This window comes from Venatoribacter cucullus, from assembly GCF_016132445.1.
In the GTDB taxonomy this organism is placed as follows: Bacteria; Pseudomonadota; Gammaproteobacteria; order Pseudomonadales; family Oceanobacteraceae; genus Venatoribacter; species Venatoribacter cucullus.
The window spans coordinates 1,583,101-1,609,372 of sequence record NZ_CP046056.1 but is presented as its reverse complement, the minus strand read 5'-3'; the positions used below and the strand labels follow the sequence as shown (position 1 = coordinate 1,609,372).

23 protein-coding genes and 2 pseudogenes are annotated in these 26,272 nt (G+C 55.8%); 17 read left to right on the top strand and 8 right to left on the bottom strand.

Translation table 11 applies throughout. The features are described 5' to 3' along the window. Position 1 precedes the first annotated feature (1 nt). The 8 genes and pseudogenes from darT to GJQ55_RS07560 all read left to right on the top strand — a co-directional run bounded on the left by darT (position 2) and on the right by GJQ55_RS07560 (position 7,325). Positions 2-646, top strand: a complete 645-nt coding sequence (darT, locus tag GJQ55_RS07595; RefSeq protein ID WP_228344379.1) for a type II toxin-antitoxin system toxin DNA ADP-ribosyl transferase DarT — start codon at positions 2-4, stop codon at positions 644-646. Continuing rightward, positions 646-1,716, top strand: coding sequence for a type II toxin-antitoxin system antitoxin DNA ADP-ribosyl glycohydrolase DarG (darG, locus tag GJQ55_RS07590; RefSeq protein WP_228344378.1), 1,071 nt, complete (start codon positions 646-648; stop codon positions 1,714-1,716). Before darT ends, darG begins: the two co-directional genes overlap by 1 nt. Before the next feature lie 160 nt (positions 1,717-1,876). After that, the gene (locus tag GJQ55_RS07585; protein ID WP_228344377.1) at positions 1,877-4,990 is read left to right on the top strand and encodes a type I restriction endonuclease subunit R; all 3,114 of its coding nucleotides are present in this window, start codon (positions 1,877-1,879) and stop codon (positions 4,988-4,990) included. Beyond that, positions 4,990-5,703, top strand: a complete 714-nt coding sequence (locus GJQ55_RS07580) for a M48 family metallopeptidase (protein ID WP_228344376.1) — start codon at positions 4,990-4,992, stop codon at positions 5,701-5,703. The genes GJQ55_RS07585 and GJQ55_RS07580 overlap by 1 nt, the downstream gene beginning before the upstream one ends. Before the next feature lie 242 nt (positions 5,704-5,945). Continuing rightward, a pseudogene (locus GJQ55_RS07575) lies at positions 5,946-6,125 on the top strand (type II toxin-antitoxin system HicA family toxin). A gap of 14 nt (positions 6,126-6,139) precedes the next feature. Further along, positions 6,140-6,553 (top strand): type II toxin-antitoxin system HicB family antitoxin, encoded by a 414-nt coding sequence (locus GJQ55_RS07570; protein WP_228344375.1) that lies wholly within the window; start codon positions 6,140-6,142, stop codon positions 6,551-6,553. A 97-nt stretch (positions 6,554-6,650) separates the two neighbouring features. Beyond that, positions 6,651-7,031: a DUF3127 domain-containing protein gene (locus GJQ55_RS07565; RefSeq protein WP_228344374.1), complete on the top strand. Its 381-nt coding sequence runs from the start codon at positions 6,651-6,653 to the stop codon at positions 7,029-7,031. A gap of 54 nt (positions 7,032-7,085) precedes the next feature. Next, on the top strand, positions 7,086-7,325 hold the full coding sequence (locus GJQ55_RS07560; RefSeq protein WP_228344373.1) for an NAD-dependent epimerase/dehydratase family protein: 240 nt from the start codon (positions 7,086-7,088) through the stop codon (positions 7,323-7,325). A 12-nt stretch (positions 7,326-7,337) separates the two neighbouring features. Here GJQ55_RS07560 and GJQ55_RS07555 read toward each other — a convergent pair whose 3' ends face one another. Together GJQ55_RS07555 and GJQ55_RS07550 are read right to left on the bottom strand one after the other, a co-directional pair. Continuing rightward, on the bottom strand, positions 7,338-9,059 hold the full coding sequence (locus GJQ55_RS07555) for a beta-ketoacyl synthase (protein WP_228344372.1): 1,722 nt from the start codon (positions 9,057-9,059) through the stop codon (positions 7,338-7,340). A 131-nt stretch (positions 9,060-9,190) separates the two neighbouring features. Then, the gene (locus GJQ55_RS07550; RefSeq protein WP_228344371.1) at positions 9,191-10,018 is read right to left on the bottom strand and encodes a M90 family metallopeptidase; all 828 of its coding nucleotides are present in this window, start codon (positions 10,016-10,018) and stop codon (positions 9,191-9,193) included. 56 nt (positions 10,019-10,074) lie between these two features. Here GJQ55_RS07550 and GJQ55_RS07545 point away from each other — a divergent pair, with 56 nt between their 5' ends. The 4 genes from GJQ55_RS07545 to GJQ55_RS07530 all read left to right on the top strand — a co-directional run bounded on the left by GJQ55_RS07545 (position 10,075) and on the right by GJQ55_RS07530 (position 13,970). Beyond that, positions 10,075-11,088: a GlxA family transcriptional regulator gene (locus GJQ55_RS07545; protein WP_228344370.1), complete on the top strand. Its 1,014-nt coding sequence runs from the start codon at positions 10,075-10,077 to the stop codon at positions 11,086-11,088. Beyond that, on the top strand, positions 11,085-12,386 hold the full coding sequence (gene rlmF, locus GJQ55_RS07540) for a 23S rRNA (adenine(1618)-N(6))-methyltransferase RlmF (protein WP_228344369.1): 1,302 nt from the start codon (positions 11,085-11,087) through the stop codon (positions 12,384-12,386). The genes GJQ55_RS07545 and rlmF overlap by 4 nt, the downstream gene beginning before the upstream one ends. A 44-nt stretch (positions 12,387-12,430) precedes the next feature. Next, positions 12,431-13,357 (top strand): Dyp-type peroxidase, encoded by a 927-nt coding sequence (locus GJQ55_RS07535; protein ID WP_228344368.1) that lies wholly within the window; start codon positions 12,431-12,433, stop codon positions 13,355-13,357. Between the two features lie 76 nt (positions 13,358-13,433). Then, positions 13,434-13,970, top strand: a complete 537-nt coding sequence (locus GJQ55_RS07530; RefSeq protein WP_228344367.1) for a hydrolase — start codon at positions 13,434-13,436, stop codon at positions 13,968-13,970. Positions 13,971-14,018: 48 nt separating this feature from the next. Here GJQ55_RS07530 and lon read toward each other — a convergent pair whose 3' ends face one another. Next, the gene (gene lon / locus GJQ55_RS07525; RefSeq protein ID WP_228344366.1) at positions 14,019-16,400 is read right to left on the bottom strand and encodes an endopeptidase La; all 2,382 of its coding nucleotides are present in this window, start codon (positions 16,398-16,400) and stop codon (positions 14,019-14,021) included. Positions 16,401-16,579: 179 nt separating this feature from the next. Between lon and GJQ55_RS07520 the strand changes: the two genes are divergently transcribed. Next, complete coding sequence (locus GJQ55_RS07520) at positions 16,580-17,941, top strand: TrpB-like pyridoxal phosphate-dependent enzyme (protein ID WP_228344365.1); 1,362 nt, start codon at positions 16,580-16,582, stop codon at positions 17,939-17,941. Between the two features lie 788 nt (positions 17,942-18,729). Here the strand turns inward: GJQ55_RS07520 and GJQ55_RS07515 are convergent. After that, positions 18,730-19,437, bottom strand: a complete 708-nt coding sequence (locus tag GJQ55_RS07515) for a pseudouridine synthase (protein ID WP_228344364.1) — start codon at positions 19,435-19,437, stop codon at positions 18,730-18,732. Between the two features lie 157 nt (positions 19,438-19,594). Here GJQ55_RS07515 and rimO point away from each other — a divergent pair, with 157 nt between their 5' ends. Both rimO and GJQ55_RS07505 read left to right on the top strand, forming a co-directional pair. Beyond that, positions 19,595-20,935, top strand: coding sequence for a 30S ribosomal protein S12 methylthiotransferase RimO (gene rimO, locus GJQ55_RS07510; protein ID WP_228344363.1), 1,341 nt, complete (start codon positions 19,595-19,597; stop codon positions 20,933-20,935). 153 nt (positions 20,936-21,088) lie between these two features. Continuing rightward, complete coding sequence (locus GJQ55_RS07505; protein ID WP_228344362.1) at positions 21,089-22,126, top strand: tRNA-queuosine alpha-mannosyltransferase domain-containing protein; 1,038 nt, start codon at positions 21,089-21,091, stop codon at positions 22,124-22,126. A gap of 14 nt (positions 22,127-22,140) precedes the next feature. On the opposite strand, the gene GJQ55_RS07500 is transcribed toward GJQ55_RS07505, so the two are convergent. Beyond that, a complete protein-coding gene (locus GJQ55_RS07500) occupies positions 22,141-22,869 on the bottom strand; it encodes an ATP-grasp domain-containing protein (RefSeq protein ID WP_228344361.1) in 729 nt (242 codons plus the stop codon). A gap of 280 nt (positions 22,870-23,149) precedes the next feature. Further along, positions 23,150-23,284 (bottom strand): annotated as a pseudogene (locus tag GJQ55_RS13460) (RimK-like ATPgrasp N-terminal domain-containing protein); the annotation flags it as partial. Between GJQ55_RS13460 and GJQ55_RS07495 the strand changes: the two are divergent. Then, entirely contained in the window at positions 23,219-24,289 is a 1,071-nt protein-coding gene (locus tag GJQ55_RS07495; protein WP_420907163.1) for a GNAT family N-acetyltransferase/peptidase C39 family protein, read from the top strand. The pseudogene GJQ55_RS13460 and the gene GJQ55_RS07495 sit on opposite strands and share 66 nt — an antisense overlap. Here the strand turns inward: GJQ55_RS07495 and GJQ55_RS07490 are convergent. Beyond that, positions 24,278-24,496: a hypothetical protein gene (locus tag GJQ55_RS07490; RefSeq protein ID WP_228344359.1), complete on the bottom strand. Its 219-nt coding sequence runs from the start codon at positions 24,494-24,496 to the stop codon at positions 24,278-24,280. The genes GJQ55_RS07495 and GJQ55_RS07490 overlap by 12 nt on opposite strands. Positions 24,497-24,548: 52 nt before the next feature. After that, positions 24,549-25,721 (bottom strand): GNAT family N-acetyltransferase, encoded by a 1,173-nt coding sequence (locus GJQ55_RS07485; RefSeq protein WP_228344358.1) that lies wholly within the window; start codon positions 25,719-25,721, stop codon positions 24,549-24,551. A gap of 83 nt (positions 25,722-25,804) precedes the next feature. Here GJQ55_RS07485 and GJQ55_RS07480 point away from each other — a divergent pair, with 83 nt between their 5' ends. Then, positions 25,805-26,263, top strand: coding sequence for an HIT domain-containing protein (locus GJQ55_RS07480; RefSeq protein ID WP_228344357.1), 459 nt, complete (start codon positions 25,805-25,807; stop codon positions 26,261-26,263). Positions 26,264-26,272 lie beyond the last annotated feature (9 nt).

Genomic DNA, 26,272 nt, shown 5'->3' with positions numbered 1-26,272 from the left:
CATGCTTTATACCAGCCTGAATCCTCAAAAAGCCCTGATCTGGCGTATTGTGCACCGGGATAACCTGCCGTGGATTCTGGCCAATGGTCTGTATGCGGGAAATCATGCGCAGCACTCGGATAATTGGGTATCCATTGGCAACCCGGAGCTGATCACTAAGCGCGGCAGCCACCGGGTGCCGGTGCGGCCATTTGGTGTGCTGAATGATTATGTGCCGTTTTATTTCACGCCGTTTTCGCCCATGTTGCGCAATATTCAGACCGGCTGGGGCGGCATTACCCGCCGTAGCAATGACGAGATCGTGATTCTGGTGTCCAGCATTCACCGGCTGGAGCAGGCGGGCTTGCCCTATGTGTTTACCGACAGCCATGCCTATTACCAATGGGCGAATTTCTACACCTGTGCTGCACATCTGGATAAGATCGACTGGCCTTTGCTGCAGCGGCGCGATTTTGCGCGCAGTGTCGATGATCCGGCCAAGATCGAACGCTATCAAGCCGAGGCGTTGGTGTATCAGCATTGTCCTGTTACGGCGCTGATCGGTATCATCACCCATAACGACACAGACCGGGCCGATGTTCAGGCTCAGGTAACAGCACAAGGGCTGGGGCTTCAGGTTGAAGCCCGGCCGGGATGGTACTTCTGATGATTGAATACACACAGGGCAACTTGCTGGAAGCGCCGGTTGAGGCGCTGGTAAACACCGTTAACACCGTGGGTGTGATGGGCAAGGGCATTGCATTGATGTTCAAAGAGCGCTTCCCGGCCAATATGCAGGCCTATGCTCAGGCCTGTAAGCAACAGCAGGTGCAGACCGGGCATATGTTCATTACCGAAACCGGTGAACTGATGGGCCCGCGCTGGATTGTGAATTTTCCCACCAAACAGCACTGGCGCGGCAACTCCCGCATGGAGTGGGTAGAGTCTGGCCTGCAGGATTTACGGCGCTTTATTGTCGAGCAGCAGGTACAGTCGATTGCCATTCCGCCGTTGGGAGCAGGGAACGGTGGCCTGAGCTGGGCGGATGTAAAACCCCGTATCGAGGCCGCGCTGGGGGATATACCCGGTGTGCAGGTGCTGGTGTACGAACCAACTGCTGCCTACCAGAACGTGGCCAAGCGTAATGGCGTGCAGAATCTTACCGAAGCACGGGCCTTAGTGGCCGAACTGGTGCGCCGTTACTGGTTGCTGGGTATTGATTGCAGCCTGCTGGAAATTCAGAAGCTGGCCTGGTTCCTTCAGCGCGCCATTCAGTTGCAGGGGCTGCCCGATAAGCTGCAGCTGAATTTTGTTGCCAATAATTACGGCCCCTACGCCAATAACCTTGATCATCTGCTGAATGCACTGGATGGCAGTTATCTGAAGGCCGAGAAGCGTATTCCCGACAGCGACCCACTGGACGTGATCTGGTTTCGTGACGAAACCCGCGACAAGGTGCAGGCCTACCTGAATTCGGCCGCCAAAGACTATGTGCCTGCACTGGAAATGGCCTCGGCCATGATTGAAGGCTTTGAAAGCCCCTATGGCATGGAGCTGCTGGCAACCGTCGATTGGCTGTTAACCCGTGAGGGGGTTAATGCCAATGTGGCCGATGTGCGCGCGGCATTGCAGCACTGGCCAGCGGGGGCGCGTTGGGCGCAGCGTAAGAATCGGTTGTTCGACGACAACAGCCTGCACATTGCGATTGAGCGTCTGGCTCGGTTTCAGGCTGCCTGATTTGTTTGATCGTTGTTTGATGAGTTACAGTTCCTGATAGTTAATAATCTTGCCATTAACGGGCGTATGCCTGTATCCATGCGGGTTAGCAGCGTTCAGATTTGTTTGATCGTTGTTTGATGGGCATCTAACTGGAATGGGCTTTTAAGGGATTGAAGGTATGTCGGTAGTAGGCCAGCGCGAACGCGCAACACAGAACCGGGTGGTGGAGTTATTCCGCAGCGAGCTGGGCTATCGCTATCTGGGCGACTGGAGCGACCGGCCCGATAACCGCAATGTGATGCCCGACCTGCTGGTGCCCTGGCTGCAGAAGCGCGGCATCAGCGAGGCGCTGATCAAGCGTGTGATGCGTCAGTTGGATACCGCTGCTGCGCTGGGAGAAGGCAAAACCCTGTATTACGCCAATCAGGAGGTGTACAGCCTGCTGCGTTACGGCGTGAAAGACAAAGAAGGTGCAGGCGAGCTGAATCAGACGGTATGGCTGATCGACTGGAAAAACCCCGAAGCCAACGACTTTGCCATTGCCGAAGAGGTGACGGTAAAAGGCACATCGCAATCGGCCAAAACCAAGCGCCCGGATTTGGTGTTGTATGTAAACGGCATTGCGCTGGGCGTGATTGAACTCAAGCGTTCGTCGGTGAGTGTGACCGAGGGTATTCACCAGAATCTGGATAACCAGAAGAAAGACTTTATCCGCAATTTCTTCACCACCATGCAGTTGGTGATGGCCGGTAACGATACCCAGGGCTTGCGCTACGGCACCATCGAAACCCCGGAAAAGCATTATCTGGAATGGAAAGACGATGAAACCCTGCCAGAAGGCAACTTGCTGGATTACCACCTGACCCGACTGTGCAACAAAGCGCGCTTTCTGGAAGTGATTCACGATTTTATGGTGTTTGACGCCGGGGTTAAAAAAACCTGCCGGCACAACCAGTATTTCGGTATTCAGGCGGCTAAAAAGCACATTGCCCGCCGTGAGGGTGGCATTATCTGGCACACCCAGGGTTCGGGTAAAAGTTTAACCATGGTGTGGCTGGCCAAGTGGATTCGTGAAAATCAGCCCAATGCCCGCGTGTTGATTATTACCGACCGCAGCGAGCTGGATGAGCAGATCGAGAAAGTATTCAGTGGCGTGCAGGAGCAGATTTATCGCACGAAAAGCGGTGCCGACCTGATTGATAGCCTGAATAAACCCACCCCCTGGCTGGTGTGTTCGCTGGTGCATAAGTTTGGCCGTTTTGGTGATGACGATGATGACAACGAACAACACGCGGCCGATTTTATCGCCGAGCTGAAGGCGTCGTTACCGGCTAACTTTCAGGCCAAGGGCAATCTGTTTGTGTTTGTGGACGAATGCCACCGAACCCAGTCGGGCAAGTTGCACGACGCCATGAAAACCATTCTGCCGCAGGCGATGTTTATTGGTTTTACCGGCACGCCGCTGATGAAGAAGGACAAGAAAAAATCCATCGAAGTGTTCGGCCCTTTCATTCATACCTATAAGTTCGATCAGGCGGTGGCCGATGGCGTGGTGCTGGATTTGCGCTACGAAGCCCGTGATATCGACCAGCACATTACTTCGCAGAAAAAGATCGACGAATGGTTTGAGGCCAAAACCCGCGAACTGTCCGGGCTGGCCAAAACCCAGCTAAAGCAGAAATGGGGCACCATGCAGAAGGTGCTGTCGAGCAAGTCGCGCCTGCAGCAGATTGTGAACGATATTCTTCTGGATATGGAAACCCGCCCACGCTTAATGGATGGCCGTGGCAACGCCATGTTGGTGTGTGCCAGCGTGTATCAGGCGTGTAAAGCCTACGAGATGTTTAACCAGACCGATCTGGCCGGTAAGGTTGCTATTGTTACCAGCTTTCAGCCTACGGCGGCCAGCATTAAAGGCGAAGAAACCGGCGAAGGCCTGACGGAAAAACTGTTCAAATACGATATTTATCGCCGTATGTTGGCGGACTATTTTGAAACCACCGAAGAACAGGCGGCCAGCCGCGTGGATGAGTTTGAGATAGACGTTAAAAAACGCTTTATCAAAGAACCGGGACAAATGCGGCTGCTGATTGTGGTAGACAAACTGCTGACCGGCTTTGATGCGCCTTCGGCAACCTATCTGTATATCGACAAACAGATGGCCGACCACAATTTGTTTCAGGCTATTTGCCGGGTTAACCGACTGGATGGCGACGATAAAGAATACGGCTACATCATCGACTATAAAGACCTGTTCCGCTCGTTGGATAAAGCCATTAAGGATTACACCGCCGGAGCCTTTGATGGCTACGATCAGGAAGACGTTGCCGGCCTGCTGAAAGACCGGTTAGTGCAGGCTAAAGAAGACCTGGATAACGCACTGGAAGTGGTGCGTGCCCTGTGCGAAGACGTGAAGGCACCCCGTGGTCAGCTTGAGTATCAGCATTATTTTTGCGGTGAGTCGGGCAACAATGCTGATGAATTAACTGAGCGCGAAGCCTTGCGCTTAAACCTGTATCAGTCAGTGGCTAAGTTGATTCGTGCTTATGCCAATATCGCCAACGAAATGCAGGAGGCGGGTTATACGCGCGAGCAGATAGACGCTATTCGTGCCGAAGTGGCGCATTACGAAAAACTGCGCGAAGAAATCAAACTTGCCAGCGGTGATGCGCTGGATATGAAGCGCTTTGAGCCGGCTATGCGTCATCTGCTGGATATGTATATTCGCGCCGATGACAGCGAAAAATTGATGGATTTTGAAGAGCTGGGGCTGATTGAACTGGTGGTGCAGAAAGGCGTAGACGGGCTTGAACAGCTGCCGGAATCTTTGCGCAAAAATGACGAAGCCATGGCCGAAGCCATTGAAAACAACGTGCGAAAAACCATCATTGACGAAAACCCGGTTAACCCGCGTTACTACGAAAAAATGTCGGCGTTGTTGGATGAACTGATTACTCTGCGCCGTGAAAAGGCGATTGAGTATAAAAAATATCTGGAAGAAATTGCCAAATTGGCTCGGATGGTAAAACGCCCGGAAGACACTGCAGCGGTTACTTATCCGCCGACCATCGACACCGGCGCTAAACGCGCGTTGTACGATAACTTAGGCCGTGATGAAGTGCTGGCTAACCGTATTGATACCGCCATTCGTTACACCAAAAAAGCCGACTGGAACGGTGATCGCATTAAAGAGAAGGAAATCGCTAATGCGATCCGAGATGAGTCCAAGGGCTATGAGGTGGATATTCAGCAGGTGATGGAATTGGTCAAAGCGCAGAAGGACTACGAATAATGGCAGAACTCCGCTTTGGAGAGCTGACACTGGTCCTGCAGCGTAAAGCCATTAAAAACCTGCACATCAACGTGTTACCGCCTGACGGTAAGGTGCGGGTATCGGCACCGCTGCAGATGACCGATACCGCCATTCGTATGGCCGTCATCTCGCGTATTCCCTGGATTCGTAAGCAGCAGAAAAGCTTTACCAGCCAGCCACGCCAGACCGAGCGTGAAATGGTGAATGGCGAAACTCACTACCTGTGGGGCAAACGGTTACGGCTGGATGTGCGTGAGCGCGCGGGCAAACACGAGGTTAAGGTTACGAAAACCAAAATCACGCTGTTCGTTCAGCCTGGCACCCATCGCGATAACCGTATGGCGCTGTTGAATGAGTACTATCGCGCGCAGATGAAAACGGCGACGGCGCAGTTGCTGGAATACTGGCAGCCGTTAATAGGCGTGCAGGCCGATAGCTGGGGCGTTAAGCGCATGAAAACCAAATGGGGCAGCTGCAATATTAAAGCGGCACGCATCTGGCTGAACCTTGACCTTGCCCGCAAAGCACCCGAGTGCCTGGAGTTTATTCTGGTGCATGAACTGGTACACCTGCATGAACGGCATCATAACGAGCGCTTTATGACGCTGATGGATAAATACCTGCCTGACTGGCGCGAGCGCCGGAATCTGCTGAACAGTTCGCCGCTGGCGCATGATTCGTGGGCGTATTGATAAGCACAGTGCGTGATTTTTTCTCAGATGTATCCGCCAGGCGTTGGTAACAGCGTTGGAAAAACGCCCCTGTAAACGCCCCTGTAAACGCCCCTGTAAACGCTCCTTTAAACCCCGAACTGGCTGACCGCGGCAGTGGGCTGGCGAGGGCGCTCGCTTTGCCCGTGGCATGCGTTGACCCAAATCAGATGGCGGGGTTATAGTAACTCCGACTGAAGTGCGCTTATGGGCACGGAGGCTCTGTGAACAGTCGGGCATTGATCAAAGACCTCGAGGAGGATGGCTGGTATCTGGTGAATGTCAGAGGCTCGCATCACTATTACAAGCACCCAACCTAACCCGGCAAAGTAACGGTGCCACATCCTAAAAAAGACCTGCCGCCCGGTACTGTTCGTGCCATACGAACACAGGCACAGCTTTAATTAAGGGGTTGTCTATGAAATTTCCTATTGCGATTGAACTTGGCAACGAAACCCAGGCTTACGGGGTCGAGTTTCCGGATATCCCGGGCTGTGTATCGGCTGGCGATACCCTGGATGAGGCCATCGCTAATGCTTACGAAGCGCTGGAAGGGTATATGGAGTTTCTGTTTGAAGAAGGTGACCCGGTTCCCCAGGCTGGCCTGATTGAAGAACACCGTAAAAACCCGGCGTATACCGACCGTATCTGGGCGTTGGTGGATTTTGATATCACCCCTTACCTGGGTAAATCACAGAAAATCAATGTCACCTTGCCTGATCGTCTGATCAAACGGATTGATGCCATTGTGTCGGCGAATCCCCGTTATGGCAGCCGTTCTGGTTTCCTTGCTCAGGCAGCATTGGATGAACTGAATAGCCTGCATTCCTGAATTTCAGTCTTCACCACTCAGTTCAACCCATAATAATGTGCCGTTTGGTGATACCATCGGCACTTCTTTTTATACCAGCAATACTCAGGACTCTCTCATGGCCAAGAACTTCGAGGTGCAGGGCACCATTCATTCCATCGACGAAACCCGTTCCTACGGTGCCAACGGTTTCACCAAACGCGAGTTTGTGATCAAGCTCACCGGCGAAGGCGAGAAGCCGGAGTATCCGAATTACGTGGCGCTGGAGTTGCTGAAAGACAAATGTGCGTTGATGGATAACTACCGCATTGGCGATGAAATTAAAGTGACCTTCAACCTGTCGGGCCGTCTGTGGGCCAAACCGGGTAACCCGGAAAAATGCTTCACCAGCCTGCAGGCGTGGCGCATTGAAGGGGCGGGCAGTGGTGGTGCGGATGAGTTTTCGCAAACCATGCCAAACTACGATGCCCCGGCCTATGATGACGACGTGCCGTTCTGAGGAAGGTCTTTCTAAGAAAGTACCGTCTGAATAATCTGATCTGAGGGTAAGCCTATGGTCCAGCGCGTTTTAGTAGCCGGTTCTTCTGGCGGTATTGGTGCCGAACTGGCCCGCCAGCTGCGCGCAGCGGGTTATACGGTGTTTACCCTCAGCCGTTCCGGCGCGCCGTCGGATTTCCATTGCGTGGCCGATTTATCGGCAGCCACTTCAATCCCGCTGGTGCAGCCGTTTTTACAGCAGGCGCAGCAGCACGGCGCACTGCTGCATTGGGACGGTTCGGTTATTCCGTCTTAACGTTCTTCTGTTTTAAAGTTCTACTGGGTTATCCCAGCCTTTTATATGAATGCGCAGGTCGCTTAATTCCAGGTCTTCTGGTTCCAGTACCGCCTCGCCAAAACGATAAATCGGTTTGGTTAGACCGGCGCTGGTGTCTTTATCCCATTGCTGGCTGCGTTGCTGCACATCGACATTTTTATTGTGATAGTCGTGCCATTCCTGGCCGCTGTATTTACGCTGCAGAATTTCCAGGGTTTTGTGTGGGCTGACAAAAAACGCCGAGGCGTTGTTGCCGCCAAACCCTTTGGAGTTTACAAAGGCCAGCGGAGTTTTTTCGGCATCCATTTCTTTGTGTTGCAGCAGAATGTTCAGGTTGCTCTGGTACACATCTGCGGCTACCGCGCTGGTGGTGGTAATGCCGGGAATAATGCCGTGCGCCCAGCTGCCCAGCGTGGCCATTAACTGGTCGGCGCTGGCGGCCGAAATAGAGTGGCCAACGTGGGCTTTTACGGCGGTAATGTCCCAGGCCGGAATGCGGAAGGCTTTGGCCAGTTCGCTGAAAATATGCGATTCGGTGGTGCGGTTGGCCGGCGTGCTGCTGCCGTGGGCATGTACGAACGAGCCATGTTTTAGCGCCAGCTCACCCAGCCAGCGGCGCGCTTCGGCCATGGCTTTGCCCATGGTTAAGTAGTTGCCAACGCCCGGGTTGGAGATGGATTTTTTATAGCCGTCGGCATTAATAAACACATCGCCCACACTGCCATAAATGCTCAGGCCCAGTTCCAGCGCTAAGGCGTCGTCGGTCAGCACAATAAACTGCGCTGATTCGGCAATGGTAAAGCCGCCGTTTTCACCAAACGGGCGGCTGGCACGGCGGAAATCCGGGGTGTCATCGCGGCCCAGGCCGTCCAGATCGCGCAGTTTTTGTTCGGTGACCAGCGCCGTCATGGCGCTGAAGCCTTCAACAATTTCCGGGGTTAATGGCGCTTCGCTGTTGCCCACAATCACCAGCCGGCGGCGGCCGCTGTGAATATCGTCCAGCGCCACTTTTAAGTTGTATAAAAAGGTCGCGCAGGCGCCGGTCATGCTGCCGGTGGCGCCGACGTTGCCCAGCACATAGGCGTTAATAAAGTCGGCCGGCATTTCACTTAACCCCAGCGCGCACTGTTTGGAGCTGGTGCGTTTGCCCTGCAGGAACGACTGCAGCATACCGCCGTGGCCATTGGCATCCTGCTGGCCCATGGCCGAACCGGCGTACACGGCAATCTGGTCGGGGCGCAGGTGCTGGCGGATCACTTCCCAATCCAGCCCCAGCTGGCCCAGCGCATCGGAAACGCCATACACCGCCATCTGCAAGCCACGCGGATGATGACGCGACGGGTACAGCGACGCCGGATCAAAGCCTTTGGGGGTCTGGCCGGCGCTTTGTACCGCCAGCCGTTTGTGGCTTAAGCGCCAGCAGGGAGTGCCTTCGGCATCGGTAAAAGGCTGGTGGAAGGGTACGGCGGCGGCGTCCCAGTCGATATTGTCCCAGCCACGGATCAGGCTGCCGTTAATAATCTGCTCGCGCCAGGCGGCGGTTATGTCGCTTTGCTGCGGCAGGCCCATCAGCTGCGCTAAGGCGTTCAGCGTTTCCAGTTGCTGGGTGGCAGAAAGTTTGTCCAGCACCAGACGACGGAAAGCCTGATGGCCGGAACTGCGGCCGGCGGCATTGATGCCACCGAAGGCGGTAATAACAGCAAGTTTGCGCATAACCCGGAAATAACCCTGTACCTGTTTGGAATGCGGCCATTGTAGGGGGCGCACCGGCAGGGTTATTAGGATAGATTGGTCATAAAGCAGGACAATAAGGTCGCAATTGTTGCGACCAAGGCAAGGGTGTCTTAGCGGGTGCTGAACTGGCGCGGGTCTGTCCGGTAATAACGGCACAGCAGGTCAAATACCTGCGGTTGCTGTTGCTGCAGGTGTTGCGGCTGCTGGTAAAAGGTTTCGGTCAGTACGGCAAAAAATTCGGCCGGTTCGGTGGCACCATAGGGGTCCAGCCAGGGGCGTTGCTGGTAGTACATGGCCTGCTGCAGGTCGTTGAAGGCGGCGGTCATAATGCGCGGCCAGTCGTCGCTCAGTTCGCTGTTCAGCGGTGGCGCGCCATCGGCCATGCCGTCGAGGTAGTCCAGCTGGTGAGCAAATTCGTGCAGTACCACGTTGTGCGGAAAATGCCGGTCTTTGCTGGCTTCTTCGCAGCTGGTCCAGGCCAGTACCACGCGGCCGGCGCTCCAGGCTTCACCGGCACGCACGTCGTTACCCTGATGCACCACCAGCCCGTCCTGACGGCGGTTGGGTACTTTGTAAACATCCGGGTACACCAGAATGCTGCGGATGTCGTCAAAGTGCGAAAAGCTGCGCCCCAGCAGTAACAGGCAGGCGTGGCCGGCAATGGTGATGCGCACACGGTCGTTGATGGTAAAGCCATCGCAGCCGTAGAAGGTTTTTTCCGCCATAAACAGCTGTACGCATTGTTCCAGCCGGTATTGCTGGTTGCTGTTCAGATGGGCGTAGTGGGGCAGTTGTTCGCGCAGCAGTTGGCGCCAGCGCGGTGGAAACGGGCTGTCCAGTTCGCGCTGACGCCGCCAGCTGCGGTAAAAAAACAGCCAGAAAATAAGCGCGGCCAGTACCACGGCAGCGAACACTAAAAACAGGGTAACGGGTTGCATAACAGCACCGGACGGTAAGATTGGGCAGCATCATAACGGAATAACGGGGGCTGGCGATGATTAAACACATTACTTTACTGGCGATTGATCAGATGCTGAGTTCCAGCGTCGCCATTCCGCTGGAAATGCTGGAAGCGGCCCGGGCACAGCTGCGGGTAAAGCGCGATGCCCGCGCCGGTTTTAAGGTGGATGTGGTGGCGGCCGAGCTGCAGCCGCTAACCATGCTGGGTGGCTTTCAGATCCGCCCGTCCAAAACCCTGCCCGATATTGTGCAAACCGATTTAATTGTGGTGCCGGCGCTGTGGCGTAACCCACGCCGGCAGTTGCCAGCGCTGGCCGGTACGGTGGACTGGCTGGCGCGCCAGTATCGCGCTGGCGCCAGCATTATTGCCGTGGGCACCGGGGTGTGCCTGCTGGCGGAAAGCGGCATTCTGGATGGCAAACCGGCCACTACCCACTGGCATTATCTGGATGCCTTCGCCCGGGATTACCCGCGCGTGCAGTTGCAGCGCCAGCATTTGTTAACCCAGGCCGGGCGCATTTATTGTGCCGCCAGTGTGAACTCTGGTGCCGATTTAATGGTGCATTTTCTCGGCCTGCAGTACGGCCGCGAACTGGCCTTAAAAGTTGAGCAGCAGTTTTCGCCCGAGGTGCGTAATCCGTTTGAGAAAAAGGTGTTTTATGCCGGCCAGGCGCAGCAGCACCCGGACGAGGAAATTGCCCTGGCGCAAACCTGGCTGCAGCAGAATCTGCAGCGGCCGCTGGATTTGGCGGCGCTGGCGCAGGCCGCCGGGTTAAGCAAACGCCAGTTTGACCGGCGTTTTCAGGCGGTTACCGGACAAACCCCGGGTCAGTATTTGCAGCAACAGCGCTGTGATGCGGCGCGTGATTTGCTGCAGAACTCCAACCTGAGCATTGCCGACATTGCCGCGGCAGTGGGCTACAGCGATGGCGGCTACTTTACCCGCATTTTCCGCCGCCTGGCGGGGCAAACACCGGGGGAATACCGCAAAAAAGTGCGCGCCAAACTCTTCCGTGGCAGCAGCTCCGGCCCGGCGGGCATGGTATGATGCCGGCCTTTGATTCTGATGATGAAGCCGGCATGAGCGACGATAACAGCACCCCGTTTTCCCCCTGGGGAGCCCGTAAAAAAACCGACGGCGAACAACCGCGTTCCGATAAACCGCGCAATGACAAGCCACGCTCTGACAAGCCGCGCTCTGACAGTCCTTATGCTGGCAAACCGCGTACGGATAAGCCTCGTTCAGATAAACCCCGCTCGGATAGCCCTTATGCGGGCAAACCGCGTTCGGACAAGCCCGGCTCGAACAAACCGCGCTCAGATAAGCCGCGTTCTGACAGTCCCTACGCCGGCAAACCGCGTGCGGATAAACCCCGCTCGGATAAACCGCGTTCCGGTTCGCCTTACGGTCAGCGCCGCGAACAGGCCGCGCCGACCGAACCGGTGTCGCCCCTGTACGGTGAAAAAAAGGCCGAAGGCCTGCATCCGTCCAACCCGCATCAGGGCCGTTACGATATGGAGGCGCTGGTGGCGGCGTTGCCGGCGCTGGATAAATACTTAGCGCCCAATCCGCGCGGTGAACAAACCATTGATTTCAGCAACCCGAAGGCGGTGTTGTGTCTGAATCAGGCCATTCTGGCGCATCACTATGGCATTACCCAATGGCAGATCCCGGCCGGCTATTTGTGCCCACCGATTCCGGGCCGGGCCGACTATCTGCAGTATTTAAATGATTTGTTGGCCAGCGGTGAGCGGGCGACCAAAAACCCGGTGCCGCGGGTGCTGGACATCGGCACCGGCGCCAACCTGATTTACCCCATTCTGGGCACCCGCACTTTTGGCTGGCAATTTACCGCCACTGATACCGACGGTGTGGCAGTGACCAACGGCCACCGCATTATTGCTGCCAACCCGGCGCTGCAATCGGTACAGCTGTTGCTGCAGCGCAATCCGCAGCAGTTTTTCAGCGGTATTATTGGTGCTGATGATTACTTTGAATTAACCCTGTGTAATCCGCCGTTTTTCAAATCGCAGCAAGAAGCCGAAGCCCAGTCAAGGCGCAAATGGCGTAATTTAAAAGGCGAAGAAGCCTCGGTAAAACGTAACTTTGGCGGGCAGAGTAACGAGCTGTGGTGCGAAGGTGGTGAACTGGCGTTTTTAAACCGTATGATCGAAGAAAGCGTGCAGTATGGTGCGCAGGTCGGCTGGTTTACTGCGCTGGTATCGCAGCAGGATCATATTCCGCTGTTAAAACGTACATTGCGTACAGTAGACGCGCAGGGTGTAACCGTGGTGCCCATGGCACAAGGGCAGAAAAACAGCCGCTTTATTGCCTGGCATTTTTAATTTTCACCGGCATTGTTATAAAAAAGATCGCAACAGGAAGATGTATGGATAGCACCGAAAACCTGACCGCGTTACTGGCCATGGCTCAGCCGGGCCTGTACGACGATCCATTCCGCAGCGCGCATTATCTGGAAATGCTGTGGCCGCACGCCGTGTCCCGGGTGACGCTGCAAAAAGCCTTACGCAAGGCCTTACAGCCACGAGAGGGTGTGTATATCGGTATCGCCTTTGGGGCCGCTGCCTGGCAGCGTTTTCAGCCGTCTTTTACCCCGGTCCAGTTGCAGCCTTTTCCCCGTCTGGAAGGTAAAAACGGCTATGCCATGCCGTCGACGCAGTCGGATATCTGGTTCTGGATTCACGGTAATGATCAGGGTGATGTTATGGACGCGGTGTTGCAGGTGCATGCCGCCGTGCGCGATGTATTAATTGCCCAGCTGGATTTAAACGGCTTTAAAAACCGTGAAGAACGCGATTTAACCGGCTTTGTGGATGGCACCGCCAACCCGAAAGAATTACAGCGCGTGGCCGCCGCTCAAATTCCGCTGGGCGAAGCCGGTGCTGGTGGTTCTTATGTGCTGACGCAGAAATGGAGCCACCATCTGCATACCTTTAATAAACTCAGTGAATACGAGCAGGAGCAGGTGATTGGCCGCACCAAACACGACAATATCGAGCTGGAAGGCGATGATATGCCGCCCACCTCGCACGTCAGCCGTACCGATGTAACAGTGGATGGCGTTGGGCAGAAAATCTGGCGCCGCAGTACGCCTTATGGCAATGCGGAAGACCACGGTCTGTATTTTATTGCCTTCGCCTGCAACCTGAAGCGTATCCGCATTCAGCTGGACCGTATGCTGGGCAATACCGACGATGGCTACAGCGACCATTTAATGCGCTATTCCACCGCCGAAACCGGCGCTTACTGGTTTATGCCGGCGGAGGCCGATCTGGAAGCCATTCTTACCCGCTGATATTCACGCATTGCCGCCAGCGCCTGAACAGGGCTAAGCTGGTGGCTGCGGTTCTTATAAAAACAGCGGAGGCAGTATGCTGAACAAAGACACCACCGGCCTGATGATTGTGGATATTCAGGGTAAGTTGTCCGACCTGATGCACGACAGCGCGGCCATGTTTACCCAGGTACAAAAACTGATTAAAGGCGCCGAAGTGCTGGGCCTGCCGGTAATCTGGATGGAGCAAATTCCGTCCAAACTGGGCAAAACCCGCCCGGAAATTGCTGCGCTGCTGCCAGGCCAGCCGTACGAAAAACACAGCTTCAGTGGCATGCAGAACACCGAGATTGCCAAAGCCGTGCAGCATACCCGCCGTAAGCAATGGCTGGTGGCCGGGCTGGAAAGCCATGTGTGCGTGTACCAGACGGTGTGCGATTTACTGCGCAGCCAGTACGAAGTGCATCTGGTTACAGACTGTGTCAGTTCCCGCGTGCTGACCAACAAAGAGCTGGCCATCCGTAAAATGGAAAAGCTGGGCGCGCATTTAACCAGCATGGAGCTGGCACTGTTTGAATTGCAGCGGGTCGCCGAAGGGCCGGAATTCAAACAGCTGATTCAGATTATTAAGTAAGTTTTCCGGCGGTTTTTTCTGCCTTTTTTTGCAAAATTTGAGTGGTGTTCAGCCGAACACCACATCAAACACATCCTGATAATTTTCGGCGAAATGCGCAGTCATCCCTTTGCGGATATGGTCGGGGAGTTCGTCGTAATCACGCCGGTTCGCCTCTGGCAAAATCACTTCCATAATTTTTGAACGCCGTGCGGCAATCACCTTTTCGCGGATACCGCCCACCGGTAATACTTGCCCGGTCAGGGTGAGTTCGCCGGTCATGGCCAGCGGGCGTTTAATGCGTTTGTTCAGCATCAACGATACCAGCGCGGTGGTCATGGTGACGCCGGCGCTGGGGCCATCTTTTGGAGTGGCCCCTTCGGGGACGTGCAGGTGAATAAAACGCTGGTCGAAAAAGGCCGCATCGCCGCCAAATTGCCGGGCGTGGCCGGCGGCAAAACTGTAGGCAATTTCGGCCGATTCTTTCATCACCTCGCCCAGCTTGCCGGTGAGTTTAAAGCCCCGGTTTTGCTGGTGTACCACCGCCGCTTCAATGGGTAATGTGGCGCCGCCCATGGCGGTCCAGGCCAGTCCGGTTACTACGCCGACGCCGCGTAAAATACGTTCCGCGCGGAACACCGGCGCACCTAGATAAGCCTGCAGGTCTTTCTGGCTTACGGTAATTTTCAGCGTCGGGTTGTCCAGTAATTTCACCACCGCTTTGCGGGCTATCTGCTGCAGCAGTTTTTCCAGATGGCGTACGCCCGACTCGCGCGCGTAGCCTTCTATCATGGCTTTTAAGGTGCTGTCGGCAATTTTTACCTGCGATTTTTTCAGCCCGTGGCGTTGCAATACCCGTGGCCATAAATGGCTTTTGGCAATGGCCAGTTTTTCTTCGGTGATGTAGCCCGACAGGCGGATGGTATCCATGCGGTCGAGCAATGGCGCCGGAATGCTGTCGAGCTGGTTGGCGGTGCAGATAAACAGCACTTTGGATAAATCCACGCGCAAATCCAGATAATGGTCGAGAAATTCGCGGTTCTGTTCCGGGTCCAGCACTTCCAGCAAGGCTGAGGCCGGGTCGCCCTGATAGGACGAGCCGAGTTTGTCAATTTCATCCAGCATAATCACCGGGTTGGCCACTTCCACGTCTTTTAAGGCCTGAATCAGCTTGCCGGGAAGGGCGCCAATATAAGTACGGCGGTGGCCTTTAATTTCGGCTTCATCGCGCATACCGCCAACGCTGAAACGGTAAAATTTGCGCCCCAGCGCATCGGCAATGGAACGGCCAATGGAGGTTTTACCCACCCCAGGCGGGCCAACCAGCAACATGATGGAACCAGAGACTTCCTGCTTAAAGGTGCCTACGGCCAGAAACTCCAGAATGCGGTCTTTTACGTCGTCCAGCCCGGCGTGGTGTTCGTTAAGCACCTCGCGTGCCTGCGCTAAATTAAAGGCATCGGTGGAGTAGATGCCCCAGGGAATGCTGGTGGCCCAGTCTAAATAATTACGGGTAACGGCATATTCGGCCGAGCCGGTTTCCAGCATCTGCAGTTTATGCAGTTCTTCATCAATGCGTTTTTGCGCCGCTTTGGGCAAGGTTTTACCCTGCAGGCGCTGCATAAATTCGTCGATTTCGGCGGTTTTATCGTCTTTGGATATGCCCAATTCTTTCTGAATGGTTTTTAACTGCTGCTTCAGGAAAAACTCACGCTGATGCTTGTTAATGTTGTCGTTAACGGTTTTGTTGATTTCCACCTGCAGGCGCGCCACTTCCACTTCTTTTTTCAGCAGCAGCAAAACTTTTTCCATGCGCTTCTGCAGCGGAATGGTTTCCAGAATTTCCTGCAGCGCCGGGCCTTCGGCAGTGGTAATGGCCGCGGCAAAATCGGTTAACGGCGACGGGTCGTTGGGGCTGAAGCGGTTTAAATAATGCTTCAGTTCCTCAGAGTACAGCGGATTAATGCTCACCAGTTCTTTAATGGCGTTGATTACCGCCATGGCATAGGCCTTGATTTCGTCGGTAAAGTCACCGCTGTGGCGCGGGTAATGTACCCGGCCGAGCAGCGGTGCTTTTTCACTCAGCCATTCCAGCACTTTGTAGCGGCGTACGCCCTGGGCAATAAACTGGATGCGGCCATCTTCAGCCTGCACATGATGAATGCGCACCACGCAACCCATTAACGGAATACGGTCAATGGTGGGGATTTCGTCGGTTAATTTATCGTCAACAAAGGCCAGCCCCAGCAGTTTATGGTCGGTTTTAGCCACCCGGCGCAGGGTTTCGCCCCAGAGCTTTTCATCGACAATCACCGGCTGCACCTGAGCCGGAAAAAAAGGCCGGCCATTCACCGGCAGAATGTTCAGCTGCCCGGGCAATATTTCGTTGGCCAGTGCCACCCCGGAGGGGGTTTCTTCACGGCCGATGTATTCGTGTTCCTGATCCGACATGATTCACGTTCCATTAGGGATTGCTGGCTATATGAGGGCGGTGCCGCCGGCTTTTCAAGGCGTTGCTGTTGCAGCGGTGGAACAGAGTGGGGCAGAGAATGGCTTGCATCATGGTTCAGGGTGGCAAAATCTTTTAAACTGCCCGCCTTTACGATGACCTGTATAAGCGGAACGCCTTCATGAAACAAACCAAAATCCTGCTGCCCGAAACCGATATCCCGAAACAGTGGTACAACGTGGCGGCCGATCTGAAAAACCCGCCGGCGCCGTCACTGGGCCCGGATGGTAAGCCGCTGGATGGTTCTGCGATGTCGGCCATTTTTGCCGACAATATCATTGAGCAGGAAGTCTCGATGCAGCGCTGGATTGATATTCCGGAGCCGGTGCGTGAGATTTACCAGCAATGGCGCCCGACGCCGATGTTCCGCGCCCACCGCCTGGAAGAAGCGCTGGGAACGCCGTGCAAAATTTACTACAAGTACGAAGGCATCAGCGCCGCCGGTTCGCACAAACTGACCTCGGCCATTGCGCAGGCCTATTACAACAAACAAGCCGGTATTACGCGCTTAACCACCGAAACCGGCGCCGGCCAATGGGGTTCGTCGCTGTCGCTGGCGGGCCAGATGTTCGGCATTGATGTGCGTGTGTACATGGTGAAGGTGAGTTTTGAGCAGAAGCCGTTCCGCCGTTCGATGATGCAGACCTGGGGTGGGGAAGTGATTGCCAGCCCGAGTAATCTTACCGAAGCCGGCCGTAAGATTCTGGCCGCCGACCCCAATAACCAGGGCTCACTGGGCATTGCCATTTCCGAAGCGGTGGAAGAAGCCGCCAGTCGCGCCGACACCAAATACGCCCTGGGTTCGGTGCTGAACCACGTGCTGCTGCACCAGACCGTGATTGGCCTGGAAGCGAAAAAGCAATTTGCGCTGGTGGGTGACTACCCGGATATGATTTTTGCCCCTTGTGGTGGCGGTTCTAACTTTGGTGGCGCGGCGTTCCCGTTCTACGCCGACGAAGCGGCCGGTGGCAAAAAAGTGCGTCTGGTGGCGGTTGAACCGACCTCCTGCCCGAGCTTAACCCGTGGTCACTACGCCTACGATTTCGGTGATACCGAAGGCCTGACCCCGCTGATGCTGCAATACACCCTTGGCCACGACTTTATGCCGCCGGGCATTCACGCCGGTGGTTTGCGTTACCACGGTGCTTCTACGCTGGTATCGCAGATGTACCACGAAAAACTGATCGAAGCGGTGGCGGTACCGCAGGTCGCGACCTTCCAGGCCGGTGTGCAGTTTGCCCGCACTGAAGGCATTATCCCGGCACCGGAATCCAACCACGCCATTCGTGCCTGTATCGATGAAGCACTGCGTTGCAAGGAGACTGGCGAGGCCAAGACGCTGTTCTTCAACCTTTCCGGTCATGGTCATTTCGATATGGTGTCGTACGACAAGTATCTGAATAACCAGCTGGAAGACTACGAGTACCCGCAGGCGGAAATTGATGCAGCGCTGGAGCGTTTACCGAAGGTGAAGGGCGCTTAACAGCGCGGGGTTTTTTGCCAGCCCGTTGGGCTGGGTGTCTTTGGCCATCACTGCGGTTTGTGCTGCAGGCCAGCCTTGCAGACTGGTACGGCCGCCGCTGCCGCGGCTGGCCTGATGCGGGGCTCCGCCCCTGCGCCCCAATGTAAGGGGAGGAATCCCCTTACAATCCCCTCTGGCCCGCGTCCCAGCTGATCCTCGTTTACCAAAGCCAATAACGCATACGCGGTCAAGGGGCATCCATGCCCCTGGCCGCTCGTTTGGAGTCATCCAAACGATGCTATTGGCTTTGCCAAACTTCGGGCTGGAACGAATGGGCCGGAACAAACCCCAGCGGCTACGCCGGAAAGGCTTTTTGGGGCGTGCTACGCACGCAAAATCCGAAAACCGAAAATTCTTCCGGCCGCAGGCCGATATATGATTTTAAATTTGCTGCGGTTTTATCCGCGCCTATAGCACGCCGAAATGAAGCGTCATTGACAGGCCCGCCCGGATGGACCGGGCGAGGATCGTGGCGCACGACGCGCCTTACGATCCGTGGCCGCAGGCAATGACGGTGAATGAGGGAATACGTGCTATACAGCGCAAAGCTGGAGCGCGAGGATAAGTTCCTCGCAATCGGGGCGCGGGGGCGGAGCCCCGCATCAGGCCGCCAACGGCGGCCTGTCCAGCGGCTGCAGGCCGCATAAGCTGCCGCGCAGCGGCAGCTAAACCAGCCCGGCAGGGCTGGCGTACAGCATGCAAGGTCAGCTGCGGCCGTACCAGCGGGCTGGCAAAAAGGCTGGCAGCCGTCAGCCAACGGCTATAGCCCGGGCTATTTCTTCTTCCGTCAACGGCCGGTACTCACCCACGGCCAGGTCAGCGGGCAGCTCCAGCCCTCCCATACTCTCGCGGTGCAGTTTTTCCACATGATTGCTCAGCGCGGCAAACATGCGCTTAACCTGGTGGTAACGACCCTCGTGGATGGTCACCAGCACTTCGCGCGGGGTAATGCGCTGCAGCTGCGCCGGTAAGGTGGGGGTGTCGTCATCTTCCAGCAGAATGCCGCGCTCAAAACGCAATTCGGCTTCGTCGCACAGGTCTTCAGCCAGCCAGGCACGGTATACCTTGGGTTTGTGGCGTTTGGGCGAGGTGAGAATGTGCGACCACTGGCCGTCGTCGGTGATCAGCAGCAGGCCGGTGGTGTCGACGTCCAGGCGGCCGACGGTGTGCAGGTCGCGTGGGTTGATAATGCCTTCCAGCAGGTCGAACACCAGCGGGTGAGTGCTGTCGCGGTGGGTGCACACATAACCGGTCGGTTTGTTCATGATGATGTAGCGGAAGCCGCTTTCCAGCGTCAGGGTTTCACCATCGAAGGTCACCAGATCGGTGTCGGCAATTTTAACGGCGGCACTTTTGGGCTTGTCACCGTTCACCAGCACCCGGCCTTGTTTAACGGCTTTGGTGGCCAGTGAGCGGGTGAGGTCGGTGGTGTCAGCAAGAAATTTATCAAGACGCATGGCAGGTTCTGGCGGCTGGGAAAGCCGCGCATGGTAGCACATTGCCGCACGGTGCGTCTGGCGCATGGGCAGCGGCCTCTGTACAATTCGCGCCCAATTCTGTGTTCAGGCTGGCCGGCTTCTGCCCGGCAGCTGTTTTCTTCGGTGAGGCTCTTGTATGTCCAGTGGTAAAGTCGGTTTTGTCAGCCTCGGCTGCCCGAAAGCGTTGGTTGATTCAGAAAAAATTCTGACTCAGCTGCGCCTCGACGGTTATGAGGTGGTAAATAGTTACGACAACGCCGATGTGGTGGTGGTGAATACCTGTGGCTTTATCGATGCCGCCAAACAGGAATCGCTGGATGCCATTAAAGAAGCCATGACCGAGAACGGCAAAGTGATCGTTACCGGCTGCATGGGCAAGGGCAAAGACGCCGAAACCATCAAAGAACTGAACCCCGGCATTCTGGCCATTACCGGCCCGCAGGCCTACGAAGAAGTGATGACCGCGGTGCATGAATGGGTGCCGCCGGTGGATAAAGAACACAATCCCTTTATCGATCTGGTGCCGGTGCCGCCCGAGGGCGTGAAGCTGACCCCGCGCCATTATTCCTACCTGAAAATTTCCGAAGGCTGTAACCACAGCTGCACCTTCTGCATTATTCCCGATATGCGCGGCAAGCACGTCAGCCGCCCGATTGGCGATGTACTGGACGAAGCCAAGCGTCTGGTCGCTGCCGGCACCAAAGAGCTGCTGGTGATCTCTCAGGATACGTCTGCCTACGGCGTGGATATGAAATACCGCACCGGGTTCTGGGACGGTAAGCCGGTGAAAACCAAGCTGTACGATCTGTGCAAAGAACTGGGCGATATGGGCGTGTGGGTGCGTCTGCATTATGTGTACCCGTACCCGAGCGTGGATGACATTCTGCCGCTGATGGCCGAGGGCAAAATCCTGCCGTATCTGGATATTCCGTTCCAGCACGCCAGCCCGCGCATTCTGAAGCTGATGAAGCGCCCGGCGCATGCCGAGAACACCCTGGAGCGGATTAAAAAATGGCGCGAACTGGTGCCGGAACTGGTGATCCGTTCCACCTTTGTGGTCGGCTTCCCCGGTGAAACCGAAGAAGATTTCCAGCTGCTGCTGGACTGGCTGGAAGAGGCCGAACTCGACCGCGTTGGCTGTTTCAAATACAGCCCGGTGGAAGGCGCCAAAGCCAATGATCTGCCGGACCATGTACCGGAAGAGATTCAGCAGGAGCGCTTCGACCGCTTTATGCAGGCGCAGCAAGCCATCAGCGCACGTAAACTGCAGCGCAAAATCGGCACCCGTATGACCGTGCTGATTGATGAAGTGGATGAAGAGGGTTCGGTCGCCCGTTCAGCTGCCGATGCACCGAACATCGACGGTATGGTGTACCTGAACGATTTCTTCGACTGCCAGCCGGGCGATTTTGTTGAAGTGGAAATTGAACACGCCGACGAATACGACCTGTGGGCGTCGCCGGTTACTGGTGCTTGAGGCTTGAGGCTTGAGGCTTGAGTGTATTTTAAAGTCCCTTAATTGGGACTTTATTTTGCCTTTTGGTTTTTAACGTTCCTTTTTAGTAACTCTATGGCTTGTTGGCTATAACCTTCTATCGTAAAAATTTCCGGCGCATTGGCGGCTTAACTTATGAAAAAAATACTGCTGCTTTCTGCCTATAAATCCGACAGTCATGCCAGCTGGGTAAAGTGGCTGACCCAAAATTTGTCTGCCGACTGGCGGGTGCTGGAATTACCGGGGCGCTATTACCGCTGGCGTATCCGCGGCAATCCGCTCAGCTGGCTGGATGAATTACCGGCGCTGCTGAATGATTGGCAACCCGAGCGTATTCTGGCCACCTCGATGGTGGATATCGCCACTCTTAAAGGCTTATTCCCGCAATTGGCCGCAGTGCCGGTCAGCTATTATTTCCACGAAAACCAGTTTGCCTATCCGCAGGGCGAAGGGCAGCACCATTCGGTTGATCCACAAATGGTGCAGCTGTACGGTGCCTTGTCGGCCGATGAGTGTTTGTTTAATTCGCAGTTTAATCGCGATACCTTTCTCGCCGGTGTGGATGCCTTATTAAAGAAACTGCCGGATTGCAAACCGGCTGACTTACGCGCGCGTTTGCAGCCCAAGTGCCGGGTGTTGCCGGTGCCGGTTAATCCGCTGGCCGTCGGTGAAAAAATACCAGGGTTAATTTTGTGGAATCATCGCTGGGAATACGACAAAAAACCGGAGGATTTTCTCACCATTCTGCGCGGTTTAAGCAGCAAACACGTCAATTTTAAGCTGGCATTGCTGGGGCCGAGGGCGGAAAAAACACCGCCAGTGCTGCAACAGATACGCAGCGAATTTGCCGCCGCCATTGTCGCCGATGGCATGGTCAGCCGGGCGGAGTATGAACATTGGCTGGGCGCGGCGCCGGTGGTGGTGAGTACCGCCATTCATGAATTTCAGGGCTTATCGGTATTGGAAGCGGTCAGCGCCGGCGCGGTGCCGGTGGTGCCGGATGATCTGTGTTACCGCGAACAATACGCCGCGGCTAACCGGTATGCGCCGGGGCAGGTGGAGCAAGCAGCGGCACAGATTATTGCGGCGTTACAGCAGTATCAGCCGGTCGCCACACCGGCAGCGTTTATGCAGGCCGGTGCTGACTGGAAAAGCTGGCTGGAACAGGCCTGATTGAACAGCCGCTGTCAGCGGCCATTCAGCTCGTCTAACTGACGCAGCATACTGCTCATAATCTGCTGGTACAGCATCTGGCCGGCGTGCAGGTCTTCCACGCCCATATCAATGCTGGGGTTATCGTTCACCTCAATAATCACCACGCGCTCGCCGCTTTCTTTTAAATCCACGCCATAAAAACCATTACCCATGGCTTTGGCGGCTTTTAAGGCGGTTTTCACCACTTTTTTCGGTACTTTTTCTACCGCCATGGCATCAGCGTTGCCGGATTTATGCGAGCGGGCGCTGTGGTTGTAAATCTGCCAGTGGCTTTTGGCCATGTAATAACGGCAGGCGTACAACACCTGATTATTCATAATGCCAATGCGCCAGTCGTAATCGGTGGGCATATATTCCTGCAGCAGCAGAATGGCCGAGCGTTCGCTGAGGCGGGCAATGATTTCCTGCAGTTGGTCGCGGTCTTTGGCTTTTTCCACACCAATGGAAAACGAGCCGTCCGGAACTTTAACAATAATGGGCAGGCCCAGCTGGTGAATTAAGCCGTCCACATCGTAGGGTTGGTTGCCCATAATCAGCAGGGTTTTCGGCGTATCGACCTGGAAACGCTGCAGCCGTTCGTGCAGATACACTTTGTTGGAGCAGCGCATAATATCGGTGGGGCTGTCGATCACCAGCAGGCCCATATTTTCGGCGTTCTGGGCAATCTGGTAGGTGTGGTGATCCACTTTGGTGGTTATCACGGATAAACAGCGCGTCGTATTCACCAATGCGCGAGGCGTCTTTCCAGGTAATAAATTCGACATTCAGGCCCAGTTCTTTGCCGGCTTTTTCAAAGGATTTCAGCGCGCCTTTGTTGGACGGTGGCAGCGCTTCTTCCGGGTTGTGCAGAATCGCTACGTCGTATTTGTAGCCTTTATTGGCGCGGCGGGTGCGCCAGATTTTATGACTGAACGCATCCAGCGCATCGGCAAAACGGGTCTGCGCAGTGTCGTCCAGATCATCCAGCGACAGGCTGCGTACCGCCGTGATGGTCCAGACGCTGGCCTGGTGGCGGGTGAGGGTAATATCGACCACCGGGAAGGCGAAGGTATCAAAGATTCGGCGCGCTACCGAAGCCAGTTCCGGCTGTTCGGCCTGACCGAAATAAAACCTCAGGGTAACGGTTTCGCCACTGCTGACCGTGCGTTTATACAGGGTATCCAGCTGGCGGCCGTAGCGCAGTGGCAGCTACTGGGCTATGCGCTGGTGTTGTTTCATCGTGGCACTTCACTGGCGCGGTTGTATTCATTGGCGGTAGCACCGACGGCACGCGGTCGTGGCCTGGGGCAACATTTGCTCGACCATGTTGAGCAGCAGGCGGTGGCCCGCCATGTGTTGTTTATGCGCTTAGAAGTGCGTCAGGATAACGCCACCGCACTGCAATTATACGAGCGCAGCGGTTATCACAAGCTGCGCCGGTTACAGCATTATTATGACGATGGTGCTGACGGCTGGCGGCTGGAAAAACATTTGCGCCGGGCGGTGGCACCATCGGCGAACTTGCCTTTTTACGCCCAGACCACGCCTTTTACCTGTGGTCCGTCGGCCTTGTTAATGGCCTGGCGCAGTCTGCAGCCACAGGCGCCTGTTAGCCGGCTGGAAGAACTGAATATCTGGCGCGAAGCCACCACCATTTATTTAACCACCGGCCATGGCGGCACGTCGCCGCAGGGGTTGGCACTGGCGGCGTGGCAGCGCGGTTTAACGCCGCAGTTGTGGTTGTCACAGGCCGATGTGCCGTTTCTGGATGGCGTGCGCAGTTCTCATAAGCGTGAATTAATGCAGCTGGTGGGTGAGGATTTTCAGCAGCGCTGTAATTCTGCCGGAATACCTCAGCGGCTGGGCGGTTTTATCGTGGCCGATTTGCGCGCGGCGTTACAGCAGGGCGAGCGGATTTTATTGCTGATCAGCACCTGGCGGCTGAACCGTAATAAGGCGCCACACTGGGTGTGGCTGGTGGCCATGGACGAGGATTATGCCTACATCAACGACCCGGACGTGGACGAAGCGCTGGATCAGGTGGCACTGGACAATATTTATGTGCCGGTGAGTCTGGATAACCTGGCAGCCATGATTCAGTACGGCAGCCGTCGTTATACCGCCGCCGTATTACTGCGCTGACGGGCCGTGAATATAGGGTTCGGTGCGGGCCGGATCGACCAGATGGTCCAGTTCCGGGCTGCGGTCAGCGCGCAGGGCTACCCAGGCGGCGACGTCTTCGCGCCATTCTTCCATCGGGCGTAATTGCGGCGCGGCCAGCACTTTGGCTTCGGTGCCGCGAAAGGCAAATACCAGTAAATGTTCGACTTTATAGGCCTGCAGCAGCATGGTTTTTTCCTTTAATAATGGCCGCGGTTTATACCAGAATTCCTGTTGTGGGTCATGAGGCGGGCAGCTGGGTGGTATGGCTGAACGGTAATAATTCCGCCGCCTGGTGCCGGTAATGGTCCACCTGCTGCGCTTCAGCAGCGGCAAACTGACCAATGGCCTGCTGAAATCCGGGATGCAGCAGCTGGTGGTAGCTGTAGGTGGTGATCGGCTCAAAGCCGCGGGCAATTTTGTGTTCGCCCTGGGTGCCGGGGTCAAAGCGCTGTAAGCCCTGCTGCAGGCAAAATTCAATGCCCTGGTAATAACAGGCTTCAAAATGCAGGGAGTCGATATCATCCAGCGCGCCCCAATAGCGTCCGTATAAGGTATCGGCATCGAAGAAATACCAGGCCGCGGCCACCGGTTGCTGGTCTTGCCAGGCCAGCACCAGCAGAATTTGCTCGGGCATGGTCTGCACCAGCTGGCGGAAAAAGGCTTCGTTCAGATAGGGCCAGGAACGCCGGCGCGCATAGGTCATCTGGTAGCAGCGAAAGAAAAACGCAATATCCTCGTTGCTGATACTGGCGCCGGTTTTCCGTTCCAGGCGGATGCCCTGTTGCTGCACGCGCTGCCGTTCTTTACGCACGTTTTTGCGTTTGCGGCTGCTGAAATGGCTGAGGAAATGTTCGAAATCCTCATAGCCACGATTAAACCAGTGAAACTGGCAGTGCTGCCGTTGCACCAGTTCCGGTTGCTGTTGCAGCACGGCGCGTAACGGCGCGTCCGGAAAATTCAGATGCCAGCCGGAACTCTGTTCCTGCGCGCACAGGCTGTTCAGTGCCTGCACCGCCTCTGTTACGGCGCGGGGTTCGCGGTACAGCAGGCGCGGGCCTGTGGCCGGGGTAAAGGGAATGGCACACAGGCGTTTGGGGTAATAATCCAGCCCGTATTGTTCATAGGCTTCGGCCCAGCGCCAGTCGAATACATATTCCCCATAGCTGTGCTGTTTGGCGAAGCAGGGAATAATCAGCGTCGGTGTTTTCCCCGGTTCGGCCGCCACCAGATACCCCGCCTGCCAGCCGCTGTCGTGATCGGCGTTGCTGCCAATGCAGCCACTGTCTTCCAGCGCGGCCAGAAATTCATAACGCAGAAACGGGTAGCCTTGCGCTGCCACCTGTTGGTACAGCGCCTGCCAGTGCGGGCGGGGAATATCGTGCAGGCTGCTGAGCAGCCGGAGTTCTGTCATGGCCGTGACCTGTCTGTCGTTTGTGCCTATGATGATACGAAATGAAGTAACAACAGCGTGCCCTGCACCTGATGGAGTGAAGTATGTTCCAGCTTGATCCCCGCCTGCAATCCGACACCACCTTTATTGGCCGTTTACCGCTCAGCCAGGTGCTACTGATGAACGACAGCCGTTATCCCTGGGTCATTCTGGTGCCGGCGCGCAACGATGTGTTTGAAATGTATCATCTGTCGGAAGCTGACCGGCTGCAGCTGGCGAAAGAATCCAGCTGGGTGCTGGAAAAAATGGCCGATCATTATGCCGCCAAATCCATGAATGTCGCGGCGCTGGGTAATGTGGTGGCGCAGCTGCATGTGCATCATATTGCCCGCTTTACCGATGACCCGGCCTGGCCCGGCCCGGTGTGGGGTCACAGCCCGGCGGTTCCCTATACTCCGGCACAGCTGGAGCAGCGGGTGCATGAACTGAAAAGCCTGTTTGAAAGTCATTTTGTCGCCGATATGAACGCCGAAGACGACGCTGAAAATTACGTTTACTGGTAAGCGGAGGGG

Excerpts from the sequence above, each read along its gene's own strand:
- rimO (WP_228344363.1), top strand. The coding sequence starts at position 19,595 with ATGTCCAGTGGTAAAGTCGGTTTTGTCAGCCTCGGCTGCCCGAAAGCG.
- GJQ55_RS07565 (WP_228344374.1), top strand. The coding sequence starts at position 6,651 with ATGGCCAAGAACTTCGAGGTGCAGGGCACCATTCATTCCATCGACGAA.
- GJQ55_RS07480 (WP_228344357.1), top strand. The coding sequence starts at position 25,805 with ATGTTCCAGCTTGATCCCCGCCTGCAATCCGACACCACCTTTATTGGC.
- GJQ55_RS07555 (WP_228344372.1), bottom strand. The coding sequence starts at position 9,059 with ATGCGCAAACTTGCTGTTATTACCGCCTTCGGTGGCATCAATGCCGCC.
- GJQ55_RS07585 (WP_228344377.1), top strand. The coding sequence starts at position 1,877 with ATGTCGGTAGTAGGCCAGCGCGAACGCGCAACACAGAACCGGGTGGTG.
- GJQ55_RS07520 (WP_228344365.1), top strand. The coding sequence starts at position 16,580 with ATGAAACAAACCAAAATCCTGCTGCCCGAAACCGATATCCCGAAACAG.
- darT (WP_228344379.1), top strand. The coding sequence starts at position 2 with ATGCTTTATACCAGCCTGAATCCTCAAAAAGCCCTGATCTGGCGTATT.
- GJQ55_RS07550 (WP_228344371.1), bottom strand. The coding sequence starts at position 10,018 with ATGCAACCCGTTACCCTGTTTTTAGTGTTCGCTGCCGTGGTACTGGCC.
- darG (WP_228344378.1), top strand. The coding sequence starts at position 646 with ATGATTGAATACACACAGGGCAACTTGCTGGAAGCGCCGGTTGAGGCG.
- GJQ55_RS07580 (WP_228344376.1), top strand. The coding sequence starts at position 4,990 with ATGGCAGAACTCCGCTTTGGAGAGCTGACACTGGTCCTGCAGCGTAAA.
- GJQ55_RS07490 (WP_228344359.1), bottom strand. The coding sequence starts at position 24,496 with ATGCTGCTGCAGGCCTATAAAGTCGAACATTTACTGGTATTTGCCTTT.
- lon (WP_228344366.1), bottom strand. The coding sequence starts at position 16,400 with ATGTCGGATCAGGAACACGAATACATCGGCCGTGAAGAAACCCCCTCC.
- rlmF (WP_228344369.1), top strand. The coding sequence starts at position 11,085 with ATGATGCCGGCCTTTGATTCTGATGATGAAGCCGGCATGAGCGACGAT.
- GJQ55_RS07545 (WP_228344370.1), top strand. The coding sequence starts at position 10,075 with ATGATTAAACACATTACTTTACTGGCGATTGATCAGATGCTGAGTTCC.
- GJQ55_RS07570 (WP_228344375.1), top strand. The coding sequence starts at position 6,140 with ATGAAATTTCCTATTGCGATTGAACTTGGCAACGAAACCCAGGCTTAC.
- GJQ55_RS07530 (WP_228344367.1), top strand. The coding sequence starts at position 13,434 with ATGCTGAACAAAGACACCACCGGCCTGATGATTGTGGATATTCAGGGT.
- GJQ55_RS07515 (WP_228344364.1), bottom strand. The coding sequence starts at position 19,437 with ATGCGTCTTGATAAATTTCTTGCTGACACCACCGACCTCACCCGCTCA.
- GJQ55_RS07505 (WP_228344362.1), top strand. The coding sequence starts at position 21,089 with ATGAAAAAAATACTGCTGCTTTCTGCCTATAAATCCGACAGTCATGCC.
- GJQ55_RS07560 (WP_228344373.1), top strand. The coding sequence starts at position 7,086 with ATGGTCCAGCGCGTTTTAGTAGCCGGTTCTTCTGGCGGTATTGGTGCC.
- GJQ55_RS07535 (WP_228344368.1), top strand. The coding sequence starts at position 12,431 with ATGGATAGCACCGAAAACCTGACCGCGTTACTGGCCATGGCTCAGCCG.
- GJQ55_RS07485 (WP_228344358.1), bottom strand. The coding sequence starts at position 25,721 with ATGACAGAACTCCGGCTGCTCAGCAGCCTGCACGATATTCCCCGCCCG.